25 protein-coding genes are annotated in these 23,014 nt (G+C 70.2%); 17 read left to right on the top strand and 8 right to left on the bottom strand.

Annotated features, from left to right (window positions below; genetic code table 11):
- The first annotated feature begins 213 nt into the window (after window positions 1-213).
- Genes OU416_RS03460 through OU416_RS03440 form a run of 5 tightly spaced genes read left to right on the top strand, consistent with a single transcriptional unit; the run spans window position 214 to window position 2,739 of the window.
- The gene (locus tag OU416_RS03460; protein ID WP_270925313.1) at window positions 214-972 is read left to right on the top strand and encodes an MBL fold metallo-hydrolase; all 759 of its coding nucleotides are present in this window, start codon (window positions 214-216) and stop codon (window positions 970-972) included.
- Between the two features lie 6 nt (window positions 973-978).
- On the top strand, window positions 979-1,509 hold the full coding sequence (locus OU416_RS03455) for a carboxymuconolactone decarboxylase family protein (RefSeq protein WP_270925312.1): 531 nt from the start codon (window positions 979-981) through the stop codon (window positions 1,507-1,509).
- Between the two features lie 39 nt (window positions 1,510-1,548).
- Window positions 1,549-1,701: a DUF1427 family protein gene (locus tag OU416_RS03450; protein ID WP_270925311.1), complete on the top strand. Its 153-nt coding sequence runs from the start codon at window positions 1,549-1,551 to the stop codon at window positions 1,699-1,701.
- Entirely contained in the window at window positions 1,698-1,922 is a 225-nt protein-coding gene (locus tag OU416_RS03445; RefSeq protein ID WP_270925310.1) for a DUF1427 family protein, read from the top strand. Before OU416_RS03450 ends, OU416_RS03445 begins: the two co-directional genes overlap by 4 nt.
- Before the next feature lie 22 nt (window positions 1,923-1,944).
- Window positions 1,945-2,739, top strand: a complete 795-nt coding sequence (locus tag OU416_RS03440) for a DAPG hydrolase family protein (protein WP_270925309.1) — start codon at window positions 1,945-1,947, stop codon at window positions 2,737-2,739.
- A gap of 58 nt (window positions 2,740-2,797) precedes the next feature.
- On the opposite strand, the gene OU416_RS03435 is transcribed toward OU416_RS03440, so the two are convergent.
- Window positions 2,798-3,847 carry a lipoate--protein ligase family protein gene (locus OU416_RS03435; protein WP_270925308.1) on the bottom strand — a complete coding sequence of 350 codons (1,050 nt, stop codon included), beginning with the start codon at window positions 3,845-3,847 and terminating at the stop codon, window positions 2,798-2,800.
- 80 nt (window positions 3,848-3,927) lie between these two features.
- On the opposite strand from OU416_RS03435, the gene OU416_RS03430 reads away from it, so the two are divergent.
- The 4 genes from OU416_RS03430 to OU416_RS03415 all read left to right on the top strand — a co-directional run bounded on the left by OU416_RS03430 (window position 3,928) and on the right by OU416_RS03415 (window position 7,380).
- A complete protein-coding gene (locus tag OU416_RS03430) occupies window positions 3,928-5,484 on the top strand; it encodes an N-acyl-D-amino-acid deacylase family protein (RefSeq protein WP_270925307.1) in 1,557 nt (518 codons plus the stop codon).
- A gap of 213 nt (window positions 5,485-5,697) precedes the next feature.
- Window positions 5,698-5,844 (top strand): hypothetical protein, encoded by a 147-nt coding sequence (locus OU416_RS03425; protein WP_270925306.1) that lies wholly within the window; start codon window positions 5,698-5,700, stop codon window positions 5,842-5,844.
- Window positions 5,845-6,078: 234 nt separating this feature from the next.
- Window positions 6,079-6,831, top strand: a complete 753-nt coding sequence (locus OU416_RS03420; protein ID WP_270925305.1) for a dienelactone hydrolase family protein — start codon at window positions 6,079-6,081, stop codon at window positions 6,829-6,831.
- Window positions 6,832-6,903: 72 nt separating this feature from the next.
- Complete coding sequence (locus OU416_RS03415) at window positions 6,904-7,380, top strand: DUF6194 family protein (protein WP_270925304.1); 477 nt, start codon at window positions 6,904-6,906, stop codon at window positions 7,378-7,380.
- Between the two features lie 223 nt (window positions 7,381-7,603).
- Here OU416_RS03415 and OU416_RS03410 read toward each other — a convergent pair whose 3' ends face one another.
- Window positions 7,604-9,091, bottom strand: coding sequence for a carboxylesterase/lipase family protein (locus tag OU416_RS03410; RefSeq protein WP_270925303.1), 1,488 nt, complete (start codon window positions 9,089-9,091; stop codon window positions 7,604-7,606).
- Window positions 9,092-9,380: 289 nt separating this feature from the next.
- Between OU416_RS03410 and OU416_RS03405 the strand changes: the two genes are divergently transcribed.
- The gene (locus OU416_RS03405; protein WP_270925302.1) at window positions 9,381-10,007 is read left to right on the top strand and encodes a TetR/AcrR family transcriptional regulator; all 627 of its coding nucleotides are present in this window, start codon (window positions 9,381-9,383) and stop codon (window positions 10,005-10,007) included.
- 164 nt (window positions 10,008-10,171) lie between these two features.
- Here OU416_RS03405 and OU416_RS03400 read toward each other — a convergent pair whose 3' ends face one another.
- Genes OU416_RS03400 through OU416_RS03390 form a run of 3 tightly spaced genes read right to left on the bottom strand, consistent with a single transcriptional unit; the run spans window position 10,172 to window position 13,732 of the window.
- Entirely contained in the window at window positions 10,172-12,334 is a 2,163-nt protein-coding gene (locus OU416_RS03400; RefSeq protein ID WP_270925301.1) for a xanthine dehydrogenase family protein molybdopterin-binding subunit, read from the bottom strand.
- Complete coding sequence (locus OU416_RS03395; RefSeq protein WP_270925300.1) at window positions 12,331-13,293, bottom strand: FAD binding domain-containing protein; 963 nt, start codon at window positions 13,291-13,293, stop codon at window positions 12,331-12,333. The genes OU416_RS03400 and OU416_RS03395 overlap by 4 nt, the downstream gene beginning before the upstream one ends.
- Complete coding sequence (locus OU416_RS03390) at window positions 13,280-13,732, bottom strand: (2Fe-2S)-binding protein (RefSeq protein ID WP_270925299.1); 453 nt, start codon at window positions 13,730-13,732, stop codon at window positions 13,280-13,282. Before OU416_RS03390 ends, OU416_RS03395 begins: the two co-directional genes overlap by 14 nt.
- Before the next feature lie 226 nt (window positions 13,733-13,958).
- Between OU416_RS03390 and OU416_RS03385 the strand changes: the two genes are divergently transcribed.
- The 3 genes from OU416_RS03385 to OU416_RS03375 all read left to right on the top strand — a co-directional run bounded on the left by OU416_RS03385 (window position 13,959) and on the right by OU416_RS03375 (window position 16,854).
- Window positions 13,959-14,537: a TetR/AcrR family transcriptional regulator gene (locus OU416_RS03385; RefSeq protein ID WP_270925298.1), complete on the top strand. Its 579-nt coding sequence runs from the start codon at window positions 13,959-13,961 to the stop codon at window positions 14,535-14,537.
- 140 nt (window positions 14,538-14,677) lie between these two features.
- Window positions 14,678-15,634 (top strand): LLM class F420-dependent oxidoreductase, encoded by a 957-nt coding sequence (locus tag OU416_RS03380; protein ID WP_270925297.1) that lies wholly within the window; start codon window positions 14,678-14,680, stop codon window positions 15,632-15,634.
- Window positions 15,635-15,648: 14 nt separating this feature from the next.
- Window positions 15,649-16,854 carry a threonine synthase gene (locus OU416_RS03375; protein WP_270925296.1) on the top strand — a complete coding sequence of 402 codons (1,206 nt, stop codon included), beginning with the start codon at window positions 15,649-15,651 and terminating at the stop codon, window positions 16,852-16,854.
- On the opposite strand, the gene OU416_RS03370 is transcribed toward OU416_RS03375, so the two are convergent.
- On the bottom strand, window positions 16,855-17,364 hold the full coding sequence (locus tag OU416_RS03370; protein WP_270925295.1) for a GNAT family N-acetyltransferase: 510 nt from the start codon (window positions 17,362-17,364) through the stop codon (window positions 16,855-16,857). It abuts the gene before it with no gap.
- Window positions 17,365-17,512: 148 nt separating this feature from the next.
- Window positions 17,513-18,253 (bottom strand): TetR family transcriptional regulator, encoded by a 741-nt coding sequence (locus OU416_RS03365; protein ID WP_270925294.1) that lies wholly within the window; start codon window positions 18,251-18,253, stop codon window positions 17,513-17,515.
- Between the two features lie 143 nt (window positions 18,254-18,396).
- Between OU416_RS03365 and OU416_RS03360 the strand changes: the two genes are divergently transcribed.
- From OU416_RS03360 to OU416_RS03350, 3 genes are all read left to right on the top strand, one after another.
- A complete protein-coding gene (locus OU416_RS03360) occupies window positions 18,397-19,554 on the top strand; it encodes an acyl-CoA dehydrogenase (RefSeq protein WP_270925293.1) in 1,158 nt (385 codons plus the stop codon).
- 63 nt (window positions 19,555-19,617) lie between these two features.
- Window positions 19,618-20,193 (top strand): hypothetical protein, encoded by a 576-nt coding sequence (locus OU416_RS03355; protein WP_270925292.1) that lies wholly within the window; start codon window positions 19,618-19,620, stop codon window positions 20,191-20,193.
- A 101-nt stretch (window positions 20,194-20,294) separates the two neighbouring features.
- Complete coding sequence (locus OU416_RS03350; RefSeq protein ID WP_270925291.1) at window positions 20,295-20,726, top strand: DoxX family protein; 432 nt, start codon at window positions 20,295-20,297, stop codon at window positions 20,724-20,726.
- Between the two features lie 3 nt (window positions 20,727-20,729).
- Here the strand turns inward: OU416_RS03350 and OU416_RS03345 are convergent, their stop codons facing one another.
- Window positions 20,730-21,200 carry a YkvA family protein gene (locus OU416_RS03345; RefSeq protein ID WP_270925290.1) on the bottom strand — a complete coding sequence of 157 codons (471 nt, stop codon included), beginning with the start codon at window positions 21,198-21,200 and terminating at the stop codon, window positions 20,730-20,732.
- Between the two features lie 115 nt (window positions 21,201-21,315).
- On the opposite strand from OU416_RS03345, the gene murJ reads away from it, so the two are divergent.
- Window positions 21,316-22,941: a murein biosynthesis integral membrane protein MurJ gene (gene murJ / locus OU416_RS03340; protein WP_270925289.1), complete on the top strand. Its 1,626-nt coding sequence runs from the start codon at window positions 21,316-21,318 to the stop codon at window positions 22,939-22,941.
- Window positions 22,942-23,014: the final 73 nt, after the last annotated feature.

Raw genomic sequence — 23,014 nt, 5'->3', positions numbered from 1 at the left:
GGCAACACCGACCAGCCCAGCGGCCACAGGTCGCGAAACGCCAAGCGCTGTACGACGATAGTGACTGGCGCGGCTCACGAATCGCCTATCGGCGTCAACGTCCCCCACCGAACGCCGGCCGATGACGGCCCGCAGGGACGACGCAGCACCTGCACAGCGTTGTCAGCCGCCAGGCGTCCACCCGCACGCACATCGCCAAGGGGCGGAAAAGCCATGAACGAAGCTGCCAAGAACGTGTTCTGCTTCGGCGGAACCGACGTCAACTGGGTCATCCTCCGCGAAGGCACGGACCTGACGCTGATCGACGGCGGATGGCCAGGCGACGTCCCCGCGGTGGAGAACTCCATCCGATCGATCGGCAGCAAACCCGAAGACCTCCGCGCGATCCTGCTCACCCACGCCCACATCGACCACATGGGAGCGGTCGAGAACTTCCACCGCCGGTTCGGGACCCCCGTCTACGCCGACCCGATCGAAGTCCACCACGCCCGGCGCGAATACCTCGAACAGGCCAGCGCCGACGACGTCGACAAAGGACCGATGCCGCAAACCCAGGAATGGTGGGAAAAAGTGCAGGAGGTCGGCGCCACCGAAGACCTCCAGATCGACGACGTCAAGCCCGTCAGCGCCGGACCACTCGACATCCCAGGACGACCGATCGCGGTGCCCACCCACGGCCACACCTCCGGCCACGCCGCCTTCCACCTGCCCGACTCCCACGCGGTCATCACCGGAGACGCCCTGCTCACCGCACACCCGACCTCGCAGTTCGACGGACCACAGCTGTGCCCCTGGTTCTTCGCCCACTCACCGCCCGACGCACTGACCGCACTGGACGCCCTGGAAGTCCTCGACGCCGAGGTCATCCTTCCCGGCCACGGCGACCCCCTGCGCATGCACATCGCCGACGCCGTCGGCATCGCCCGCAGCCACGCGCACGACAGCGGCTACGACCCGACACGGAAGGCGTGAACCACCATGGCACGCATCAACCTCCCCAACCCCGCCACCATGCCCGACGCCGACCGCGCCGCGTACCACCGATTCCCGGCGAACCTGACCCGCGGCCTGCTGCGCACGACGGCAGAAATCACCGACGGCTACCTGTCCCTGGGCACAGCCTTCCCGCAATCCCCACTGGACCCCAAGCTCCGCGAAATGGTCATCCTCCGAGTCGGCGCGCTCAGCCACAGCGCCTACGAGCGGATGCAGCACATCGGAATCGCCCAATCCGCCGGCGTCACCGACGCCGAAGTCACCGCCCTGGAAGCCGGCCGCTTCGACGAGCTGACCGAGGAACAGGCCACCGTCCTGCGATTCGTCGACGAGCTGTACGCCACCCCGAAAGCCACCACCACATTCGACCAGGCCCTCAAGACACTGGGCGAGCAGGCAACGGCCACGGTCACCCTCCTCGTGGGCCACTACATGATGACCGCCCGATTCCTCGAAACCCTCGACATCGAACTCGACGCCGAACCCACCAGCTGGGAATCGGCCCGCACGTAGACATCCGACCGGAGACGTCCCCACCACAGGAGGTGCAGGGTGCTCGAGTACATCCAGGCACTGGGTGCCGGAATCATCCTCGGAATCATGTACGTGCTGATCAGAGTGCCCTCCCCGGCACCCCCACCGGTCGCCCTGACCGGACTGGCAGGCATGCTGATCGGCTACAGCGCCATCGACGCCATCGCATGAACCGCCTCGTCCTCCGCTACGCGCTCTCCCTCGGCGCCGGCATCCTCGCCGGAATCCTGTGCTGGCTCATGGGCGTACCGACCCCCGCCCCACCGTGGATCGCGCTGGTCGGACTGCTCGGCATCGTCATCGGCGAAACCGCAGGACGCCTGCTGCTCACCCGCCTGCGCCGCCGCCCCGCCACTCCCTCAGACACCCCAGCACCGGACAGCGACGACTGAAAAGGACACCACCATGCTTCCCGTGACCTACTACCCGGTCGCCACCCAAGAACTGTTCCGCCACAACAGCGAACGAATCAAGGACAAGCCCTACGCCAAGTACTTCAACGGCGACCTGTGGCTCCACGACGACGTGATGCCCTCCATCCAGCGCGCCATGCCCCCCGACGCCGCCATCACCAGCTCACCCGAAGACCTCAACACCCTGCTCGACCCCGGCTACCACAAGGTCGAGACCGGCTTCTGCGTCACCGACGACGGCCACCCCTACGTCACCAGCCTCACCCGCTTCCCCGGCTGCACACCGGAGATGTTCACCTGGTGGTTCTGGTGGCATTCCGTCGAACCCGAGCGCTACTCGCTGTGGTACCCCTACAACCACCTGCAAGCCATCCCCCGCGACCAGGACGTCCTCACCCGGCCCGACATCGCCGACGTCGACCGCTACATCGGCAACACCCACGACATCATCGAATACATCGGCCCCATGCGCTCGGAACTCACCATCCAGTTCCGCCACCCCTCCGAACTGGGCTTCGACACCAACCGCTTCGCCCAGTCCGACATCAGCGCCCACGCCTGCGGCAACCTCAGCATCAACAACGGCGTCATGCTCCACCTCGTCCGCACCACAGCCGACGGCTTCGAACTGCGCAGCCGCTACATCTTCGACCGCGGCAAGACCTACACCACCGACGAGCAACGAGCCGAAGCACTCGGCTTCGCCTACGAGATGATGCTGCACGACCAGACCGAGTTCACCCACCTGTCCACCTTCCTGGCCGCCATCCACCAGGAATTCGCCAACCAGGGATGAGACATCCACCGGTGGTCGCCGAGCCACGCGGCGACCACCGGCCAGCCGCGAACACCGCTCACGGCACCCGCAGCAACCACTCCCGAGTCGCGAACTTCGACTCCACCAACTCCTGCGCCCGCGCGCGCTCGGCATCGGTCACCGGCCCCGCCACCAACCCGAACCGGTCCCGGAACCCGGCGATCAACCGCTCGATCACCACCTCGCGCGCCAACCCCGTCTGCCGCGCCAGCGGATCCACCCGCTTCTTCGCACTCGCAACACCCTTGTCGGACAACTTCTCCTTGCCGACCCGCAGCACCTCACCCATCTTGTCCGCATCGATGCTGTAGGACATCGTCACGTGGTGCAGCACCGCACCCGAGGCCAACCGCTTCTGCGCCGCCCCACCGATCTTGCCCGCATCCGAGGCGATGTCGTTCAACGGCTGGTACCACACGTTCAACCCCAGCTCCCGCAGCACGCCCAGCACCCAGTCGTCCAAGAACGCGTACGACTCCGCGAAACTCATCCCCGCCACCAACGACGCCGGCGCGTACACCGAATACGTCACCGTGTTGCCCGGCTCCACGAACATCGCCCCACCACCGGTGATCCGCCGCACCACCTCGATCCCGTGCCGCCGCGCACCCTCCAGGTCCACCTCGTTGCGCACCGACTGGAAACTGCCGATGATCACCGACGGCGCCGCCCACTCCCAGAACCGCAACGTCGGCGACCGCCGACCCGCACCCACCTCCTCGGCCAGCACCTGGTCCAACGCCATGTGCATCAACGGCGTCTGCGGCCCGTCGTGCACCAGCAACCACTCGTGATCGGTCCACCCCGACGCCCGCGACACCGCCCGCCGCACCGCCACCGCGACCGCCGCCGCATCGAAGCCCACCAACCGCGCCCCCTCCGGAAGTCCACTGTGGATCCGCGCGGCCAGCTCCTCCCCGTCGGCATCCGCCGGCGCACCCTCCAACGCACCGTTGATCGCCTCCAGCGCCTCATCCGGCTCCAGGAAGAAATCACCGCTCACCCGCACCCCGGACAACCGGCCGCCCACCACGTCCAGATCGACCACGACCAGCTTCCCACCGGGAACCTTGTACTCACCGTGCACCGCACACCCCGCAACATCGACAACTACCACCGACAACATCGCACAACACCGGATATTCCACCGCACCCGGAGGCCACCACATGCCCCGAACCGAACTCCTGCTCACCGGAGCCGACCTCGCCGACGGCACCGCGACCCCGCTGCGCCCCGCCGAAGTCCTCCTCCACGACGACCGCATCGCCGCCGTCGAGAACCCCGGCACCCTCCCACCCGACATCCCCCGCCGCGACCTCACCGGCCTCGTCCTCGCCCCCGGCTTCATCGACGTCCACTCCCACGCCGACAACGCACCCCTGCTCCCCGCCCACGACACCACCAAGATCCACCAGGGCATCACCACCGAGATCGTCGGCAACTGCGGATTCAGCCTCGCCCCGCGCAGCCACGACCACCACGACACCCTCACCACCTTCCTGCAACGCCTCTTCCCACCCCTGGACATCACCTGGACCGGCTTCCACGACCTGTTCGCCGCCACCGACGCCGCCGGCTACGTCACCAACCACTGCCCGCTCGTCGGCCACGGCACCCTCCGCATCGCCGCCACCGGCATGACCGACGCGGCACCCGACGACGACGCCCGCCGCACCATGCGCGACGCGCTCGACGAAGGCATGACCGCAGGCGCGTTCGGCCTCTCCAGCGGCCTGATCTACCCGCCCGCCGTCTTCGCCACCACCGACGAGCTCACCGACCTGGCAGGCGTCCTCGGCGGCACCGGCCACTACGTCACGCACATGCGCAACGAAGGCGACGCGCTGCTGGAATCCATCGGCGAAGCCCTGCGCATCGGCGCCGTCGCCGGCCGGACCCACATCTCCCACCTCAAGGTCACCGGCCCCCGCAACTGGGGCACCATGCGCGCCGCGCTCGACGAACTCGACCGCGCCCGCCACCGGGGCCAGCAGGTCCACCAGGACGTCTACCCCTACACCGCTTCCTCCACGATGCTCACCGCCGTGCTGCCCGCCCACTACCTCACCGGCAACCCCGACGACATCCTCGCCCGCCTGACCAGCCCGAAAGGCCGCGACGAGCTCGCCACCACGATCAACGCCACCACCCGCTGGGACCGCATCCTCATCGCCACCACCGCCAGCCACCGCCACGAAGGCCGCACCCTCGCCGAGATCGCCGGGACCACCGGCGCCGAACCCGTCGACGCGCTCATCGACGTCCTGGTCACCGAACGCCTGCGCGCCGCGATGATCCACTTCAGCATGCACGAGGACGACCTCGAACTCGCCCTGGCCGACCCGCACACCGCGATCGGCTCCGACGGCCTGCCACCCGGCACCGGCGGCAAACCGCACCCGCGCCTCACCGGCACCTTCCCCCGCGTCCTCGGCCGCTACACCCGCGACCGCCGAGTCCTCGACCTGCCCGAAGCCGTGCACCGGATGACCGGGCTGCCCGCGCAGATCTTCGGCATCCCCGACCGCGGCCAGATCGCCCCCGGCAAGATCGCCGACCTGGTCGCCTTCGACCCCCGCACCGTCGGCGACCGCGGCGACTACGCCGACCCGATGCAGCAGCCCGCAGGCATCCCGTGGGTCTGCCAGCGCGGCCGCACCGTCGTCGAGGACGGCCGCTACCTCGGCCACCGCAGCGGAATCCGCCTCACCCCGCGAAGCTGATCGCCGTCGAGGCGATCTTTCGGGTGCCTGACTGAAGCGAGTTCCGGTGTGGTGTTTATTTTGATCAACACTGAAGCCACAGAGATCAATATCGGTGCTGATCAACAGTGCTCGACCGGGCGATTCCGATCAGCACCTCAGCGGGTCGCGATGCGATCTCGATCGCCGAGAAGCACCATCGGGCAATCACTTCCGCGCCGAAAGGAGCCGGTCATGACGCTTTCCGACCCCCTCACCGCTCAACAGCGCTACGACTCCTTCGTCCCGGACCACGACGAGCTCCACCTCCCCGCCCAGGACCGCACCGAGCCCGAACTCGACGACCTCGACGAGAGCCACCTGATCCGCGGCTACGACTGAGCCCCCACCCCACCGCACGGCCTCGCGGCGATCGACTCCGTGACATCCGGCCGCGGAGTCGATCGCAAAACCTGTTGCCGCAGCACGACGACCGCTACTACTTTCCCGGAAGCCGTGCCGGACGACGAGGAGGTGGTACCCGTGAACGCATCGACATGGGCGCTCCCCTCCGGGGTCACGGCCGGACGATAGGTCGTCCGGGAGCGCCTTCGAGCACTCCCGAAAGGCACGACCATGCGATTCACCTCCGAGCAGCGCCTCGACGACGGCGTCCTCGAACGCGAATTCACCCTCGGCGAGATCCCCGGCATCCTGTGGACACCGACATCCGCACCGGCCCCGCTGGTCCTGCTCGGCCACCCCGGCGGACTGCACAGGATGTACCCCCGCCTGGTGGCCCGGGCCCGGCACTCCGCGGCCGAAGGCTTCGCCACGGCCACGATCGAACTCCCCGGAAGCGGTGGCCGGCCCCGCTCCGCCATCGCCGAGCAGGCCCGCGCCGACCTGCGCCGGGCGCTGGAAGCCGGCGGACCGGTCGACGACGAGATCGTGGACCGGCTCATCCTCCCGCTGGTCGACGAGGCGGTCCCGGAATGGCAGGCCGCCCTCGACGCCCTCCTCCCGCTGCCCGAGATCAGCGGTCCGGTCGGGTACTCGGGAGGGGTGATCTCCATCGGGGTCCGGCTGGCGGTGACCGAGCCCCGCATCGCCGCGGCCGTCCTGTTCGCCGGGAGCTTCGTGCCGCGCACCACGTTCCAGGAGGCGCGGCAGGTCACCATTCCGCTGCACGTCCTGCTGCAGTGGGACGACGAGGGCAACGACCGGCAGTCGGCCCTGGACCTCTTCGACGCCTTCGGCTCCGCGGAGAAGACGCTGCACGCCAACACCGGCGGGCACACCGGCGTCCCGCAGCACGCGGGAGACGCCGCAGCCCGGTTCTTCACCCGGCACCTGGCGCAAGATCAGACCACCGGAACCCCAATTTGAAAGTTCTCTCCCCGATCACCGGCCTGACTCAGGAAAAGTCTCAAAAAGCAGTTCAACGATAAAGTTGAAGGCATGAGCACTGGGCCGACCGAAGCCGACATCATCCAGCACACCAGCAGCCTGCCCGGCGTCGTAGCGGAAACGGCCGACGAGGCCAGCGGAGCCCCCGAAATCGCCTGGGGCGACACCTTCTTCCACTACGACCCGGACGGCCGCGACCCCGCCGACCGGCCGTTCCCGTTCGCCACCATCGTCACCAAGGACTACGGCACCTTCGACGCCGAATCCGACCTCGACCGCCCCGGCGTCTACCGCCTCAACATCAACGTCGGCCGCACCGAATTCCAGCGGCTCACCGGCCACAGCCCCGCCGCGCACCCCGCCCACCACGACGAGTTCGACTACACCGCCCTCGACGAAGTCCTCCCCCACCCCGTCTACGCGACCCAGTCCTGGATCTCGATCCTCAACCCCGGACCGCGAACCGCGGCCCAGGCCCTCGACCTGATCACCCAGGCCCACGCCCGCGCCGCCCACCGCCACCGCTGAAAGGGGGCGTGAAGTACGACTCGGGCAAGGCCCGGCGGGATCGCCGAAGAGGCGATCCCGCCGGGCGGTCACGACGAGGCACAACCCGGCTGATCTGATCGATGCGGCGTTGGAGGAAGCGGTGCGGGCGGGGTGCGAAGCGCCCAGGTTCTCGACGCCGGACCGGCTGGTCGCGGCGATCCGGGCGGAGACGAACACCGCGCTGTACGCGTGCGCGTCCGGCTCACTCGTAGACCGTCGCCGTGCGGTGGTGTCGCTCCCAGATCGCGGCGGAGGTGGCGGTCGGGTCCGCCTCGACCGTCGGCGGGAGGTCCCAGATCTGGGCGAGCCGGTCCTCGGGCCGGTATCGCGGCCAGCCGGGATCCCCGGTGGCGGCGAACTGCGTCCAGGCCGAACGCATCGCCGTGGACAGCGCGTCGAACTCCCCCGGCCCAGCGCCGAGGTCCCAGCCGAGCGGGCCGGTCGGGAGACCGAACACGAATGACTGGTCGAGCCCGTGGTAGGCGCCCAACACCGGGTCACCGACCCAGGCGAACTCGTACAGGAAGGTGCGGCCCCCGGCCTCGGCGTGGGCCCGGGCGCACCACTGCGCGGGCAGCCGGAAGAACGCGTCGGAGAGCACCAACGTGGACAGATCGCTGTCGGTGATGCCGGGACGGGCGCGGCGGTAGTCGTCCACCGCGCCCGGGTCCAGGCCCACGTCCCGGGCCGTTCCGACGGGATCAGCGTCGGCCGGGTCCGAGTTCACGGTGAACATGCGGGCCTCGGCGGCCGTGCAGCCGCAGATCAGATCGATCGCACGGCCGGCGCCGCGCCGCATCGCCGTCCACGGCAGCTCGCCGAGCAGCTCGCCGTCGAGGACCACGCCGAAGGGACTGTTGGAGTAGGTCCAGGCGCTCGGATCCGCGGACATCACCGCCACCGGGTTCCACTGCACCGCGTGGATCGCTTCGGCGGGGACGGTCGCGAGCGTCTCGGCCGTCGGGCGGACACCGAGCTCGTCAGTGATCATCCCGGAGATGGCGCGCGCTTCCTCGCGCGGGATGAACACGTTGCCGGGGCTCTGCGCGATCCCCCGGTGGAACACCCCGTCCGCGCGGCCTCCGGCGAGGAGCGTGACGATCGAGGTCGCGCCCGCGGACTGGCCGAACACCGTCACGCGGTCCGGGTCGCCGCCGAACGCGGCGATGTTGTCCTGCACCCACCGCAGCGCGGCGAGCTGATCGAGCACCCCGCGATTCCAGGGAGCGTCCTCGACCCAGCCGAAGCCCTCGTAGCCGACCCGGTAGTTCACCGACACGAGCACCACGCCGCTCCGGGCCAGAGTCGTACCGTCGAATCCGGGCGTGTTCGCCGAGCCACCGATGAACCCGCCGCCGTGCAGCCACACCAGCACCGGCAGCGCGTCACCGCCGCCGGAACGCGGTGTCCAGATATTGAGCGTCAGGCAGTCCGGACCCGCCGCACCGCGCACCTCGGGCACCTCACCGGTGGTAGGTCCGGACACGGCGGGTGGGATCCCCTGCTGCGGAACCCACACCCCGAACGCTCGCGCGTCCCGCACGCCGTCCCACCGAGGGGCGGGAAGCGGAGCCCGGAACCGCAGCGCCCCGTGCAGCGGGGCGGCGTACGGGATCCCCAGGAAGGCCGCCACTCCGCCTTCCGACCGCCCTCTCACCGCGCCGGACTCCGTCCGTACCACGTCACCCACTGCAGCCACCTCCCGTGCCGCGGCCGGGCGCTCGCTCGGCCGCGCCGACACCTGGCCCACCGCGGAACCCCACGACGACCACCTAGTCTGATATCAGACCAGATGGTCGGAAATGAGTCCAGCCGCACAGTCCAGGCAGCAACTGCCGCGCAGAACTCGCCGGATCGGGTTCCGCGGTGATCACATGGTTGAGTCGGAAACAATTCGCCCGTCGTACCCGCCCTCACTCCGAGACCGTCTTCGAGAGGACCAGTTCACGCCGATGTGGAAGCAACGAGCCCCCGAGGAAATGACCTTCACCGAACGCGGTCGACGTGCCCAGATCCTGCACGGCGCGATCGACACCATCGTCGAGCTGGGCTGGGCGCAGACCTCGCTGATCCGCATCGGGGAGCGAATCGGGGCCAGCAAGGGCGCGATCCTGCACTACTTCCGCGACAAGGACGCCCTCGTCGGCCACGTCGTCCTCGAGGTCAACACTCGCCTGGCCGACGTCGTCGCCGAGGCCATCGGCGCCGAGACCACAGCGGCTGGACGCATCCGCGCCTACATCCGCGCCTACATCGACTTCATCGCCGACAACCCCCGGGACATCGCCGCGCTCGTCGAACTCGGCACCGCCTACCGCCACTCCGACGGACGGCGCCTCAGCGAGATCATCGAGAGCGCCGAACGCTGGCCGCAGGAGCTGCTCCCTCTCGACCTGGCGGGCCTGCTCGCCCGCGAACGCGGCGGTTCTCAGATGCACGACGTCAACCCCGACGTCATGGCCATGATCATCCGCGGCGCGATCGACTCCGCTGCCGAGCGCCACGCCCGCGACCGCGACTTCGACCCCCGGCCCTACGGCCGCGAACTCGCCGACATGGTCGAAAGCCACCTCTTCCCCGGCACCGGAGCCCGGCAAGAGACATAAGGCGCGTTCGACGATGCGGGGACCCGCCCGCAGTCGTCGGTTGGCAGCAGATCGGCCAGGACAGCCGATTCCCGGCGGTCCCCCTGAAACGCGCTGCGGCCGGGCCCGCAGCACCCACCGGACGCGGGTACCACCGCCGGACAGCGGCGGTACCCGCCAGGACCTCACCGCACCAGCAGGTCCTCGATGGTGATCGGGATGTGGCGCACCCGCACACCCGTGGCGTTGTAGACCGCGTTCGCCACCGCCGCGGCCACCCCGACCGTGCCGATCTCGCCCAAGCCCTTCGACCCGACCGGGTTGTGCAAGGTGTCCGGATACCGCACGAACTCCACATCCGCCTCCGGGACGTCGGCGTTCACCGGCAGCAAGTACCCGGCCAGATCACCGTTGGCCGGCCGCCCGCTGCCCTCGAACTCCAGCGCCTCGTGCAACGCCGCCGACACACCCCAGATCATCCCGCCCAAGGCCTGGCTGCGCGCCGCCGTCTCGTTGATGATCCGGCCGCAGTCGAACACCCCGAGCATCCGCGACAACCGCGTCTCACACGTCCACTTGTGCACGCGCACCTCGCAGAACTGCGCCCCGAACGAGCTGAACGAGTGCTTCGTCAACTCCTCACCCGGAGCCGACGAACCCGTCGCCGAAACCGACTCGCGGCCCACCGCCCGCAGCACCTCGCCGAAGCTCAGCGACCGGCCGTCCTCGGCCAGCACCCGACCGTCCTCGTAGGACAACTCCGCCCCCGCCAGCGGCCCCTCCGGCGCCGACGCCAGGGCCAGCAGCGCATCGATCACCTCGACAGCCGCGACCATCACCGCCGAACCCGCGCTCGCCGTCGCCGTCGAACCACCCGACAAACCGCCCGACGGGAACGTCGAATCACCCAACCGCGGCGTGATCCGATCCACCGGAACAGCCAGCGACTCCGCCCCCACCAGCGCCAGCACCGTCAACAGCCCGGTGCCCGGATCCGCACCGCTGGTCGAGATCACCGCGGTCTCGTCCTCCCGCAAGGTGATCTCGACGGTCGCCGGGAACCGCAACGCCGGGAACATCGCCGTGGCCACCCCCATGCCCACCAGCCAGTCCCCGTCCTCGCGACCGCGCGGCGAGCGCTGCGACCACCCGAACCGCTGCGCGCCGATCTGGAAGCACTCGTCGAGGTGCTTGCTCGACCACTGCAGGTCCTTGCCCGGCGGCGCGATCGAGCTGTTCCGCCGCCGCAGCTCGATCGGATCCATGCCCAGCGCCACCGCCAGCTCGTCGAGCGCGCTCTCCAGCGCGAACGACCCCGGCGCCTCCCCCGGCGCCCGCATGAACGTCGTCGGCGGAACGTTCAACGGCACGATCTTCTGGCTCAGCGCCAAGTTCGGCGTCGCGTACCACTCCCGCGACGTGCCGTGCGAAGTCGGCTCCACGAACGAGCGGTCCGCGGCCGTGGCGCACCACGAATCGTGCCGCACCGCGATCAACGTGCCGTCCTCGGCCGCACCGAGAGCGATCTTCTGCACCGTGGCCGCCCGGCCCGCCGTCGCGGTGAACACCTGCTCCCGGGTCAGCGCCGCCTTGACCGGCCGCCCCAGCACCCTGGCCGCCGCAGCGGCGAGGAACGCCGGTGCCGAAGTGCGCCCCTTGCCGCCGAAAGCACCGCCCACGAACGGGTTCAGCGCACGCACCGACGCGATGTCCACGCCCAGCGCACTGGCCAGCTCCGTCGCCTGCAGATCGGACGCCTGGTTCCCGCTGTACACGGTCAGCACACCCGAATCCCACACCGCGACCGCCGAGTGCGGCTCCATCGCGGCGTGGTTCTGCGTCGCCGTGCGGTAGGTCTGCTCCACCACCACGCTGCTGGCCGCCAGCGCCTCCTCGATGGACTCCACGCCCTCCGCCAGCACCGCGAGATCCTCGGTGCCCGGAGCCTCCTCGGCCGTGGCCAGCCCGTCCTCGAACGACGTCACCGCAGGCCGCGCGCGGTAGCCGACCTCCACCAGCATCGCCGCATCCCGCGCCTGCTCGAACGTCTCGGCCACCACGAACCCGATCGGCTGGCCGTAGTAGGCCACCTCCCGGTCCTGCAGCGGAACCCAGGTCTCGCCGAACAGCGGGGACTGAGCCGTGCTCAGCTCCAGCCGGTCGAACGGCGTGTACACCCCGAGAACACCCGGAGCACCCTTGGCCGCCGTGACGTCCACGGTCTCGATCTCACCGTGCGCGATGGTGCTCAGCACGAGATACCCGTAGGCCATGCCCGGGAAGTTGTGATCGGCCCCGTACTTGGCCTGCCCGGTGACTTTCAGCGGGCCATCAAGCCGACTGGTCACAGCCTGCTCCCTTCGGTCAGTTCGAGCAGAGCGCGGACGACGGTCCGCTCCAGCAGCGGCACCTTGAAGCCGTTCCCGGACAACGGCCGCGCCCCGTCAGCAGCCAGCGACGCCGCGTCCACGAAGGACTCCTCAGCCACCGGCTTCCCGCGCAGCGCGTCCTCCACCGCGGGCAACCGCCACGGCACCGACGCCACACCACCCACCGCGACCCGGGCATCGACCACGCGCGAATCCCGCACGTCCAGCGCCACCGCGGCCGAGCACAGCGCGAACTCGTAGGACTGCCGGTCCCGCACCTTGACGTAGGTCGAGCGCGACGCCCAGTCCAGCCGCGGCACCACGACCTCGCTGATCAGCTCACCAGGTCGCAGCACCGTCTCCACCTCCGGCGAATCCCCCGGCTGCCGGTAGAAATCGGCCAACCGCACGGCACGGTCGCCGTCAGCGCCGACCAGCCGCACCTCCGCATCGAGCGCGACCAGCGCCACGGCCAGATCGCTGGCATGCGTCGCCACGCACGAATCGCTGGTGCCCAGCACGGCGTGCATCCGGTTCGCGCCCGACACCGCCGGACACCCGCTCCCGGGCTCCCGGCGGTTGCACGGCATCGCGACATCGCGGAAGTACGAGCACCGCGTGCGCTGCATCAGGTTCCCGCCGATGCTGGCCATGTTGCGCAACTGCTGGGACGCGCTCAACAGCAGCGCCCGGGAGATCACCGGCGGCACGTCGGGGTGCGCCGCGACGTCGCTCATCCGCTCCAGCGCGCCGATGCGCAGCCCATCGGTGGTGTCGATGCCGCGCAGCGGCAGCTCGTTGATGTCCACGACCTGCTGCGGGGTCAGGACGTTGAGCTTCATCAGGTCGACGAGCGTGGTCCCGCCCGCCAGGAACGCGCCCGGCTCGGCCAGCGCGGCCTCGACCGTCGCGGGTGCCGTCAGATCAAAGGGACGCATCGGACCGCCTCGCCTGGTCGATCGCCGCGACGATGTTCGGGTAGGCCGAACAGCGGCAGAGGTTGCCGGACATGAACTCGCGGACGTCGTCGACGTCCTGCTCGACCGCCGCGACGGCCGACATGATCTGCCCGGAGGTGCAGAACCCGCACTGCAGGGCGTCCTGGTCGACGAACGCCTGCTGGACCGGGTGCAGCCTGCCGTCCTCGGCCAGGCCTTCCACGGTGGTGACCGGCTCCTTGACGGTCGCTGCGAGGGTGAGGCACGAGAGCACGGGCTTGCCCCCGACGTGCACTGTGCACGCACCGCACTGCCCCCGGTCGCAACCCTTCTTCGGGCCTGTCACGTCGAGCTGCTCGCGGAGCGCATCCAGGAGCGTCACCCCGGGATCGACGCTGAGCCGCTCGGTCGTGCCGTTGATGTCGATGGAGATGTCCACTGGTTCCCTTTCCCGCGGACCGCCCGCAGGACGTCCGCGGCGGCGTGGGTTGGTCGTGGTGGGAGAGAACGCGAAGAGCGGAGCCGGACCGGAAACCGCCCGGCTTCGGAACCGAAGCTAGCGGATATTTATCCGGTAGGCAAACACCTCACCCGAAGCTTGCCGGAGCCCGGCCGGGTCGTGCACTACATTCAGCGCCGGAGACCGCGGCAATCCGGGAGGGACGATGACGACGGGCTCGGTCAGCCCCCGGCGCGCGGACACCCGCCGCAACCACGAGCGCATCCTCACCGCGGCCGCCACCGCGCTGGCGGGCTCCGGCGAGATCTCGTTCAACGCCATCGCCAAGCAGGCCGGCGTGGGCGTGGGCACGGTGTACCGGCACTTCCCCAACCCGGAAGCGCTCGTCATCGCCGTCTACCAGCGCGAACTGCAGCACCTCGTCGACGTCGTGCCGGAACTGCTCGCACAGCACTCCCCCGAGGTGGCCTTCCGCGCCTGGACGGCCGATCACCTGGTCCGCTACATGATGACCAAACGAGGCCTGGCCAAGGCGCTCGGCGCCGCTGCCTCCTCGCACGGCGAGATGCTGGCGAAGGCCCACGAAGCCATGGCCGGCGCGGTCACCACCCTGCTGGAGGCCAACATCCAGGCCGGAACCGTGCGCCCCGACCTCGAACCCGAGACCCTCATCCGCGGGCTGGGCGGGCTGTTCTTCCTCGACCCGAGCAGCGACTGGCGCGCTCCCACCGAGAAGCTCATCGACCTGCTGTGGCGAGGCATGGGCACGAACAACCCGGCTTGATCTCCTCGTCGTTGCGGTGTTCTGCCGGTTGTCGCTCTGATGCTTTATTTCGATCAACACTGAAATGAAAGACGAAATAAAAATTCATGTTCGGCCAGCAGCCGGTGGTCGTGATCGACGGCTTGCGGCACCGTAGCGCCATGCCTGAATTCCGCTTCGCGTACAACGTCTTCGAGCTGGGATCCGCCGAGGACTTCGCCGCGACCTGCCGCCGAGCCGAGCGGTACGGGTACGACACCGTGTTCGCCGCCGACCACCTCGGCATGGCCTCCCCCTTCCCCACCCTCGTCGCCGCGGCCCAGGCCACCGAACGGCTCCGCGTCGGCACCCTGGTGCTCAACGCGCCCTTCTGGAATCCCGCGCTGCTCGCCCGCGACATCGCCACCACCGACCTGCTCAGCGGCGGCCGGCTGGAGGTCGGGCTCGGTGCGGGGCACATGAAGTGGGAGTTCGACGAAGCCGGCATCGAGTGGGAGCCCTTCGGCGGCCGCGCGGACCGGCTCGAAGCGCTGATCGCCGAGCTGACCGAGCTCTTCGCCGCCGACGGATACGCCCAGCAGGCCGCGCTCCGCGAGCACTACGGCGTTTCCGTGCTGCGCCCGGTCCAGCGCACCGGCTTCGGCGGGTACGGGCCACCGCTGATCGTCGGCGGCACCGGTGACCGGATCCTGCGGATCGCCGCGGCCAGCGCGGACATCATCGGCATCGCGGGCGCCTTCCAGGTACCCGGGCAACCGCCCGGCACGCTGCGCGTCGGCACCGCCGCCGAGACCGACGAACGGATCCGGTTCGCCCGCGAGCACGCCGGCGAGCGCGCCGGCCAGGTGCAGTGGCAGGCCCTGACGCAAACCGTGGTGATCACCGACGACCGCCGCGCCGCCGCCGAGGAGTTCCTGGCCAGGACCGGTCCGATGATGACCGCCGACGAACTGCTGGAGACGCCGTTCGCGTTCATCGGCACGGTCGAGCAGATGGCCGAGCAGGTCCTGCGCAACCACGAGCGCTACGGCTTCACCTACTACGCGGTGCACGGGCCCTACATGGACGCCTTCGCCCCGGTGATCGAACGCGTCCGCGCCGTCAGCTCCCTGGACTAGGGTCCGGTGGTGTGGTGAACGATGATTCGCTGGCCACCGGCCAGCGCTCGCTCGGCGACCCCGGAGTCCGCTACCCGCTGTGGCCGCCGCTGACCAGCGGCTGCCCGACGACCAGCACCGACACCACCTCCTACCCCGTCGAGGTCGACTACGACTACGACCGGGTGCCCGCCGGGCTGTTCCAGCAGCCGCCCGGCCCCGGGCTGGAGCGGTGGGCTCCCCTGCTGCCGCCGCTGCGCGCGCCGGGGCTCGGCGAAGGCGGCACACCGCTGATCGAGCTGCCCGGGCACGGGGTGTTCGTCAAGGACGAGTCGCGGAATCCGACGTGGAGCCACAAGGACCGGCTCAACCGGGTCGCGGTGAGCGCCGCGGCGGGCGTCGGCGCACCCGGCGTCGTGGTCGCCTCCTCCGGCAACCACGGCGCTTCCGCGGCCGCTTACGCCGCCCGGGCCGGTCTGCGCTGCATCGTGCTGGCCTCCGCGGAGATGCCGCCCGCCGTCAGCTCGTTCCTCCGGTCCTACGGTGCCGTCGTGCTGGCGGTGCCGACCGCCGCGCGATGGCCGCTGCTGCGCCGGATCACCGCCGAAACCGGCTTCCACCCGGTCAGCAACGTCACCACGACCCACACCGGGCACGCCTTCGGGCCCGAGGGCTACAAGACGATCGCCTACGAGATCTTCGCCGAGCTCGGCGTCCCGGCGGCGCTGTTCGTCCCGACCGGGTACGGCGAGCTGCTCTTCGGCGTCTGGAAGGGGTTCGCCGAACTCGTGCGGCTGGGCCTCGCCGGGACGACGCCCCGCGCGTTCTCCTGCGAACCCGCAGCTGGTGGACCGCTGGCGCGCGCCATCGCCGAGGGCCTCCCGGCCACCTCGGTGGAGGTGGCCCCGACCGACGCCTACGCCATCAGCTCCGCCGTGAGCGGGTACCGGGCGACGGTGGCGATCGAGGAGAGCGCCGGGCGGGCGCTCCTGGTGGACGATGCCGAGATGGCGCTCGCCCAGCGGGACCTGGCCCGCTGCGGGCTCTGGTACGAGCTGTCCTCGGCCGCCGGGCTCGCCGGGTTCCGGCAGGTGCGCGAGGAGTTCGACGGACCCGTGGTGTGCGTGGCGACTTCCAGCGGGTTCAAGGACGTCGGCGTCGGCGACCGCGGGCCCGAAGTCCTCGAACCGGACTGGGCCGTGGTGCGCCCCCGGCTGCTGGAGGCCGGCATCCGCTGCTGATCAGCGCCGCCACACCAGCATCGGACCGTCCGAGAACTGGAGCTCGCCCGTGACGGCGAAGCCGAGCTTGCGCGCGACGCGCTGGGACGGTTCGTTGGGCAGGTCGGTCATGATCACCACCGGCCGGTCGGTGCACCCCCGGTCGGCCAGGTCGATCGCTGCCCGGGCCATCTCCGGGGCGTATCCCCTCCCCCAGTGATCAGGGCTGAAGCGGTAGAACAGGTTGAGCACCGGTTCCTCGCCCGCGAAGTGGAACCGCAGACCGCCGAACCCGATCACCGCGCCGGACTCCGGCAGCGTCACCGCCCAGTACCCGATGCCGTCGCGCTCCCAATCGGCTTGCCACTTCGCCAGCATCTCCCCCGCCTCCGCCGCCGAGGGCGCGCCGGAGGGGTTGAACCGGTTGGTCTCCGGGTCGGACAGGATCTCCACCGCGGCGGGCAGGTCGTCGCCGCGAACCCGCCGCAGGAGCAGTCGATCCGTGCGGATCTCGTCAGCCTCGAACGTCACGGCCGCCACCGTAGGTCGATGATCCGACATCCATTCCGCGAGGCGGTCCGCAGTTGTTCGGTACCGGTTAAATTCAGTTACCACTGAAGCAATCGACACTACTGACGTGCACGGCGCTTCGTAAGCATGGGCACTGAGTGCCGTTGAATCAGCGGAGCTCGCGGAGCGCGTCTTCGAGCTGCTTGAGCACCACGCCCGTCGGTGCCGTGGTGCGCACGACGCCCACCACCACGTTCTCCCCCTCGCCGACCTGCTCCACCGCGGACCGCCGGTCGGCCAGCGCCTCGGCGACGTGCTCGACCGCCTCGCGCAGCGACCGCTTGGCGTCCAGCGCTCCCCCGCTCTTCAGCCACTGCCGGAGCACGTGGTTGTGCGCGGCGACCACCGCCGCGGCCGCCACCGCGGCCCGCAGGTCCCCGCCGGGCTCCCCCGCGAAGCGCTCCCGCAGGTAGCGGGCGAACACGCGCTGGTAGCGGTCGATGCTGGCGATCTCCTTGTCGCGCAGCGCCGGAACCTCGCGGGTCAGCTCGAACCGCTTGAGCGAGACCTCCGGTTCGGCCAGGTACATCTCCAGCACCACTTCCGCGGTGGATCCGAGCACCAGCAGCGGATCCGCCGCGGGGTCGGCACCGGCGAGCCGCTCGACCACCTCGGCCAGGCGCTCGTCGTGGCCGGGGAAGACGACGTCCTCCTTGGAGCGGAAGTAGCGGAAGAACGTCCGGCGGCCGACACCGGCGGCATCGGCGATCTGGTCCACTGTGGTCGCCTCGAAGCCCTGCTCGGCGAACAGTTCGAGCGCGGCCAGCGCCAGTGCGCTGCGCACCCGCCGCCGACCGTGCTCGGTTCGGCCGGAACGGGGTTTCGGCGCTGGAGCCGCTGCCTGGGACATGGCCGGAATATAGCACCGGACCGCGTTGCTCGTGGCACTCAGTGCCGTTACGATGGCGATCGCAAGCAACGTCCGCGAACCTGCGCGGACCCGCGACGGACTCACCCCCACCGGGCACGGCGGCGGGAACGAGGAGGCACCCGGTGAACCCCGATTTCGGCACCTACCAGCTGGCCGAGGAGCACGACGCGCTGCGCGAGGCGGTCCGCGATCTCTCCGAGAAGGAGATCGCCCCGCACGCGGCCGAGGTCGACGAGCAGGAGCGCTTCCCCCGCGAGGCGCGCGATGCGCTGGTCAAGTCCGGGTTCGCCGCGGTGCACATCCCGGAGGCCTACGACGGCCAGGGCGCGGACTCGGTGGCCACCTGCATCGTGATCGAGGAGGTCGCGCGCGTCTGCGGCTCGTCCTCGCTGATCCCGGCGGTGAACAAGCTCGGCACCATGCCGATCCTGCTGTCCGGTTCCGAGGAGCTCAAGAAGCAGGTCCTGCCCTCGATCGCCTCGGGCGAGGCGATGGCCTCCTACGCGCTGTCCGAGCGGGAGGCGGGCTCCGACGCCGCCGCGATGAAGACCCGGGCCCGGCTCGACGGCGAGCACTGGGTGCTCAACGGCAGCAAGTGCTGGATCACCAACGGCGGCGAGTCCAAGTGGTACACCGTGATGGCGGTGACCGACGCGGACAAGCGCGCCAACGGCATCAGCGCGTTCGTGGTGCACGCCGACGACCCGGGCTTCGTGGTGGGTCCGAAGGAGAAGAAGCTCGGCATCAAGGGCTCGCCGACCGCGGAGCTGTACTTCGAGGACTGCACCATCCCGGCCGACCGGATCATCGGTGAGCCCGGGACCGGCTTCAAGACCGCGCTGCGCACCTTGGACCACACCCGCCCGACCATCGGCGCGCAGGCCGTGGGCATCGCGCAGGGCGCGCTGGACGCCGCGCTGGCCTACGTCAAGGAGCGCAAGCAGTTCGGCAAGGCGATCGCCGACTTCCAGGGCGTGCAGTTCATGCTCGCCGACATGGCGATGAAGGTCGAGGCCGCCCGGAACCTGGTCTACCTGGCGGCGGCGCGCGCCGAGCGCGGTGAACCGAACCTCGGCTTCATCTCGGCGGCGGCGAAGTGCTTCGCCTCCGACGTGGCCATGGAGGTCACCACCGACGCGGTGCAGCTCTTCGGCGGCGCCGGTTACACCCGCGACTTCCCGGTCGAGCGGATGATGCGCGACGCCAAGATCACCCAGATCTACGAGGGCACCAACCAGGTCCAGCGCATGGTGATGGGCCGCGCGCTGCTCAAGGGCTGATCCCGCGATCGGGGGCCGGGCACCGGGCCCGGCCCCGATCGGCGTTGGGGCAGAATGCCGGAAGTGGATCTCGTTCCGACGCTGCGCCAGTTCACCGACGCCTTCGGGCGGAACGACGCGAATCTGGGCAGGATCGCTCTGCGCGCGAACGCCGCGGACGTGCCCGGGCTGCCGCCTGGCCTGCTCGGCGACTACTTGGCCGCCGTCGAGCTCGAAGACGCTCCGGTGATCGGCGGTTTGCTCGGTCTCCAGCTCTTCTCGCACCACGAGCTCGCGAAGGTGCAGGACGGCTGGTCCACGACCTGGACGAACGGGCAGCCGCAGCCGAACCCGGCGTGGCAGGAGTCCTGGATCGTCTTCGGGGACGTCAACGGCGACGCCGTCGTCGCCGACACCGCCGACCAGGCCTGCCCGGTGTTCGGGAGCGTGCAGCACCGCAACACCCCGCTCGCACCCGACCTCGGCGCGTTCTTCGGCGCCATCACCGCGGTGATGCGGTGGGAGGCAGCGCGTGAGCCGGACACCCACGACGAGGACTTCAACCTGCTCCCCGAGGTGCCCCTCGAGCTCTACGCGGCGTTGAGCCCCCACCTGGATCCGGTGTTCACCGACGAATTCCTCGGGTTCTTCCTGAACTGACGGGCCGCGAGCGCTCCGAGATGACCGCGGCCGGTGCAGCCACCAGACTGGTGGGCGCGCACCTCACCGCGCGAGGTCGGCGGCAGGACAGGAGGCCCGTCATGCACGTGGTACGCGATTTCTTCGCCTTCATCGGGCGGCTCGGCATCGGCATCATCCTGATCGCGCACGGCTGGCAGAAGATGGTCGACTACGGAATCGGCGCCGTCGCCGACGGCTTCGCCCAGATGAACATCCCGCTGCCGCAGGTCTCCGCCTGGTTCGCCGCTCTGGTGGAGCTGGTGGGCGGCGCCCTGCTGATCCTCGGGTTCCTGCTGCCGCTGGCCGGGATCCTGATCGCCATCAACATGGCGGGCGCCGTGCTCTTCGTGCACCTGCCCCACGGGCTGTTCTCGCCGGAAGGCTTCGAACTGCCGCTGGCCATCGGGGTGGCCGCCCTGGCCCTGGGGTTCAACGGCGGTCGCTGGTCCGTCGACCACGGGCTGTTCGGCCGTCGCAGCGCTCCCGCGGAGAGCGAGCCGAGCACGACCTGACGACTACTCCGATTCCACTTCGCGCTGCTGCTGCGCCGCGATGTAGTTGCCCGACTCGGCGTACAGGCTGGTCAGCAGCCAGGCGCCCACGCCGATGTCGTCGCCGATGCCCAGCAGCGGCAGGAATTCGGGGATGAAGTCGATCGGCGAGACCACGTAGCCGACCGCGATCAGCCACAGCAGCAGCTGGTAGCGCGGGAGAACCGGATTGCGGCCCCGGGCGGTCGCCGCGAGCATCCCCGGCACCGCCCGCGCCCGGCGAACCGGACTGCCCACCGGCGTCGCTCGATGCGCGCGGACCGCCGCCAGCAGCGGGACGCGTCGCCGCACCGCGGCCGCGGCACCGGCGATGAGCATGCCCAGCCCAGCTGCGATCAACCCGACCGGAAGCAGCCAGCCGCCCGCCGCGTCACCGCCGAGCACCACCGCCACGACCACACCGGCCACCAGCAGCAGCCCACCGACCACGATCATCGCTCGTCCCCCGTTCCCGCACCGCTGCGATCAGGTTGCCACGAACCGAGCTCGTCCGGCGGAGCCGGGTGATCCGTGGCACGGTCGGCGAAAGTCGCCGAGGCCGGGGAGGACCGTGGTCGACCAGTCCGAATCCCGGGTGCGCGACACCTCGCTGGCCCGCGCGAGCGCCGCGATGGCGGTGGCCACCGCCACCAGCCGGGTCAGCGGGCTGCTGGCGAAGGTCCTGCTGGTCGCCGTGCTCGGCCTCGGCGTGGTCAACGACTCCTACACGGTGGCCAACACGCTGCCCACCGTGGTCAACGAACTCCTGCTCGGCGGGGTGCTCACCAGCATCGCGGTTCCGCTGCTGGTGCGCGCGCAGCAGCGCGGCGAGCGCGAGGGCACCGAGTACGCGCGCTGGATGATCACCATGGGTGGGGTGCTGCTGCTCGTGGCCACCACAGCTGCGGTGGCGTGCGCTCCGCTGCTCACCGAGCTCTACCTCGGCCCGGACACCCGCGCGAACGCCGCTCTGACCACGGCTTTCGCCTACCTCCTGCTGCCGGGCATCGTCTGCTACGGGCTGTCCGCGCTGCTGCAGGCCGTCCTCAACGTGCGCGGGGTGTTCGGCACGCCCGCCTGGGCACCGGTGGTCAACAACCTCGTCGTGATCACCACGGTTGTGGTGTACGCGCTGGTGCCCGGCGAGATCTCCACCCACCCGGTGCGGATGGGCGAGCCGAAGCTGCTGGTGCTGGGCATCGGCACCGCGCTGGGCATCGCCGCCCAGGCGCTGATCATGGTCGTGTCGCTGCGGCGCGGCGGATTCCGCTTCCGGTGGCGCTGGGGCTGGGACCGGCGGCTGGCGGAGTTCGGCGGGCTGGCGGGCTGGGTGGTGCTGTACGCGCTGGTCAGCCAGGCGGGCATGGTGGTGATCACCCGCGTGACCGGGCAGGGCACCCCGGGCAGCGTCGCGACGTTCAACTACGCCTGGCTGCTGTCCCAGGTGCCCTACGGAGTTCTCGGGGTCTCGCTGCTGACCGCGCTGATGCCGCGGATCAGCAAGGCCGCGGCAGCGGAGGACACCGCCGCTTTCGTCTCCGACCTGGCGCTGGGCACGCGGCTGAGCTCGGTGCTGCTGATGCCGATCAGCGCGCTGCTGGTGGTCGCGGGCGGGCCGCTGGCCGTGGCGTTCTTCTCGCTGGGCGCCAGCGACGTGGCCGCCGCCGACCGGCTCGGGTACGCCCTGGCCGCCGCCGCGATCGGCGTGGTCCCGTTCGCCATCACGATGCTCCAGCTCCGCGCGTTCTACGCGATGCACGACGCGCGCACGCCGACCTGGATCAACGTGATCATGGTCGTGGTGCGCAGCGCGCTGTGCTACCTCGTGCTGGCCACCGCCGATCCGCAGGACCTGGTCGTCGGGGTGACCGCGGCGATGTCGGCGAGCTTCGCGGTCGGCGCGGTGGCCGGTCAGATCTGGCTGCGCTGCCGGGTCGGCAGGCTGCGGACCGGGAGCACGCTCGCCGGGATCGGGCGCAGCGCCGCCGCGACTGCGCTCGGATGCGCTTGCTCGATCGCGGCCGTGACCGGCGCGCGCAGGGCCTTCGGGCCGCTCGGACCCGCTGCGGACGCCTGGATCTCGCTGACCGTTCACACCGTCGTGGTGCTCGGCGTCAGCTTCGCGGCGCTGGCGCTGTTGCGGGCGCCAGAGCTGAAGCCCGTGGTCGACCGGCTGGCCCGGCTCTTCCGCCGCTGAGGTTGCCGGATCCGTGCATCAGAAGGGCACCCGCAGTCCAGGGAAGCGCTCAGGTTCCAAGCACCAGCATGCG

This window comes from Saccharopolyspora indica, from assembly GCF_027853965.1.
In the GTDB taxonomy this organism is placed as follows: Bacteria; Actinomycetota; Actinomycetes; order Mycobacteriales; family Pseudonocardiaceae; genus Saccharopolyspora; species Saccharopolyspora indica.
Note: the sequence above shows the minus strand (reverse complement) of the source record. Positions and strands in the feature narration are given on the sequence as shown.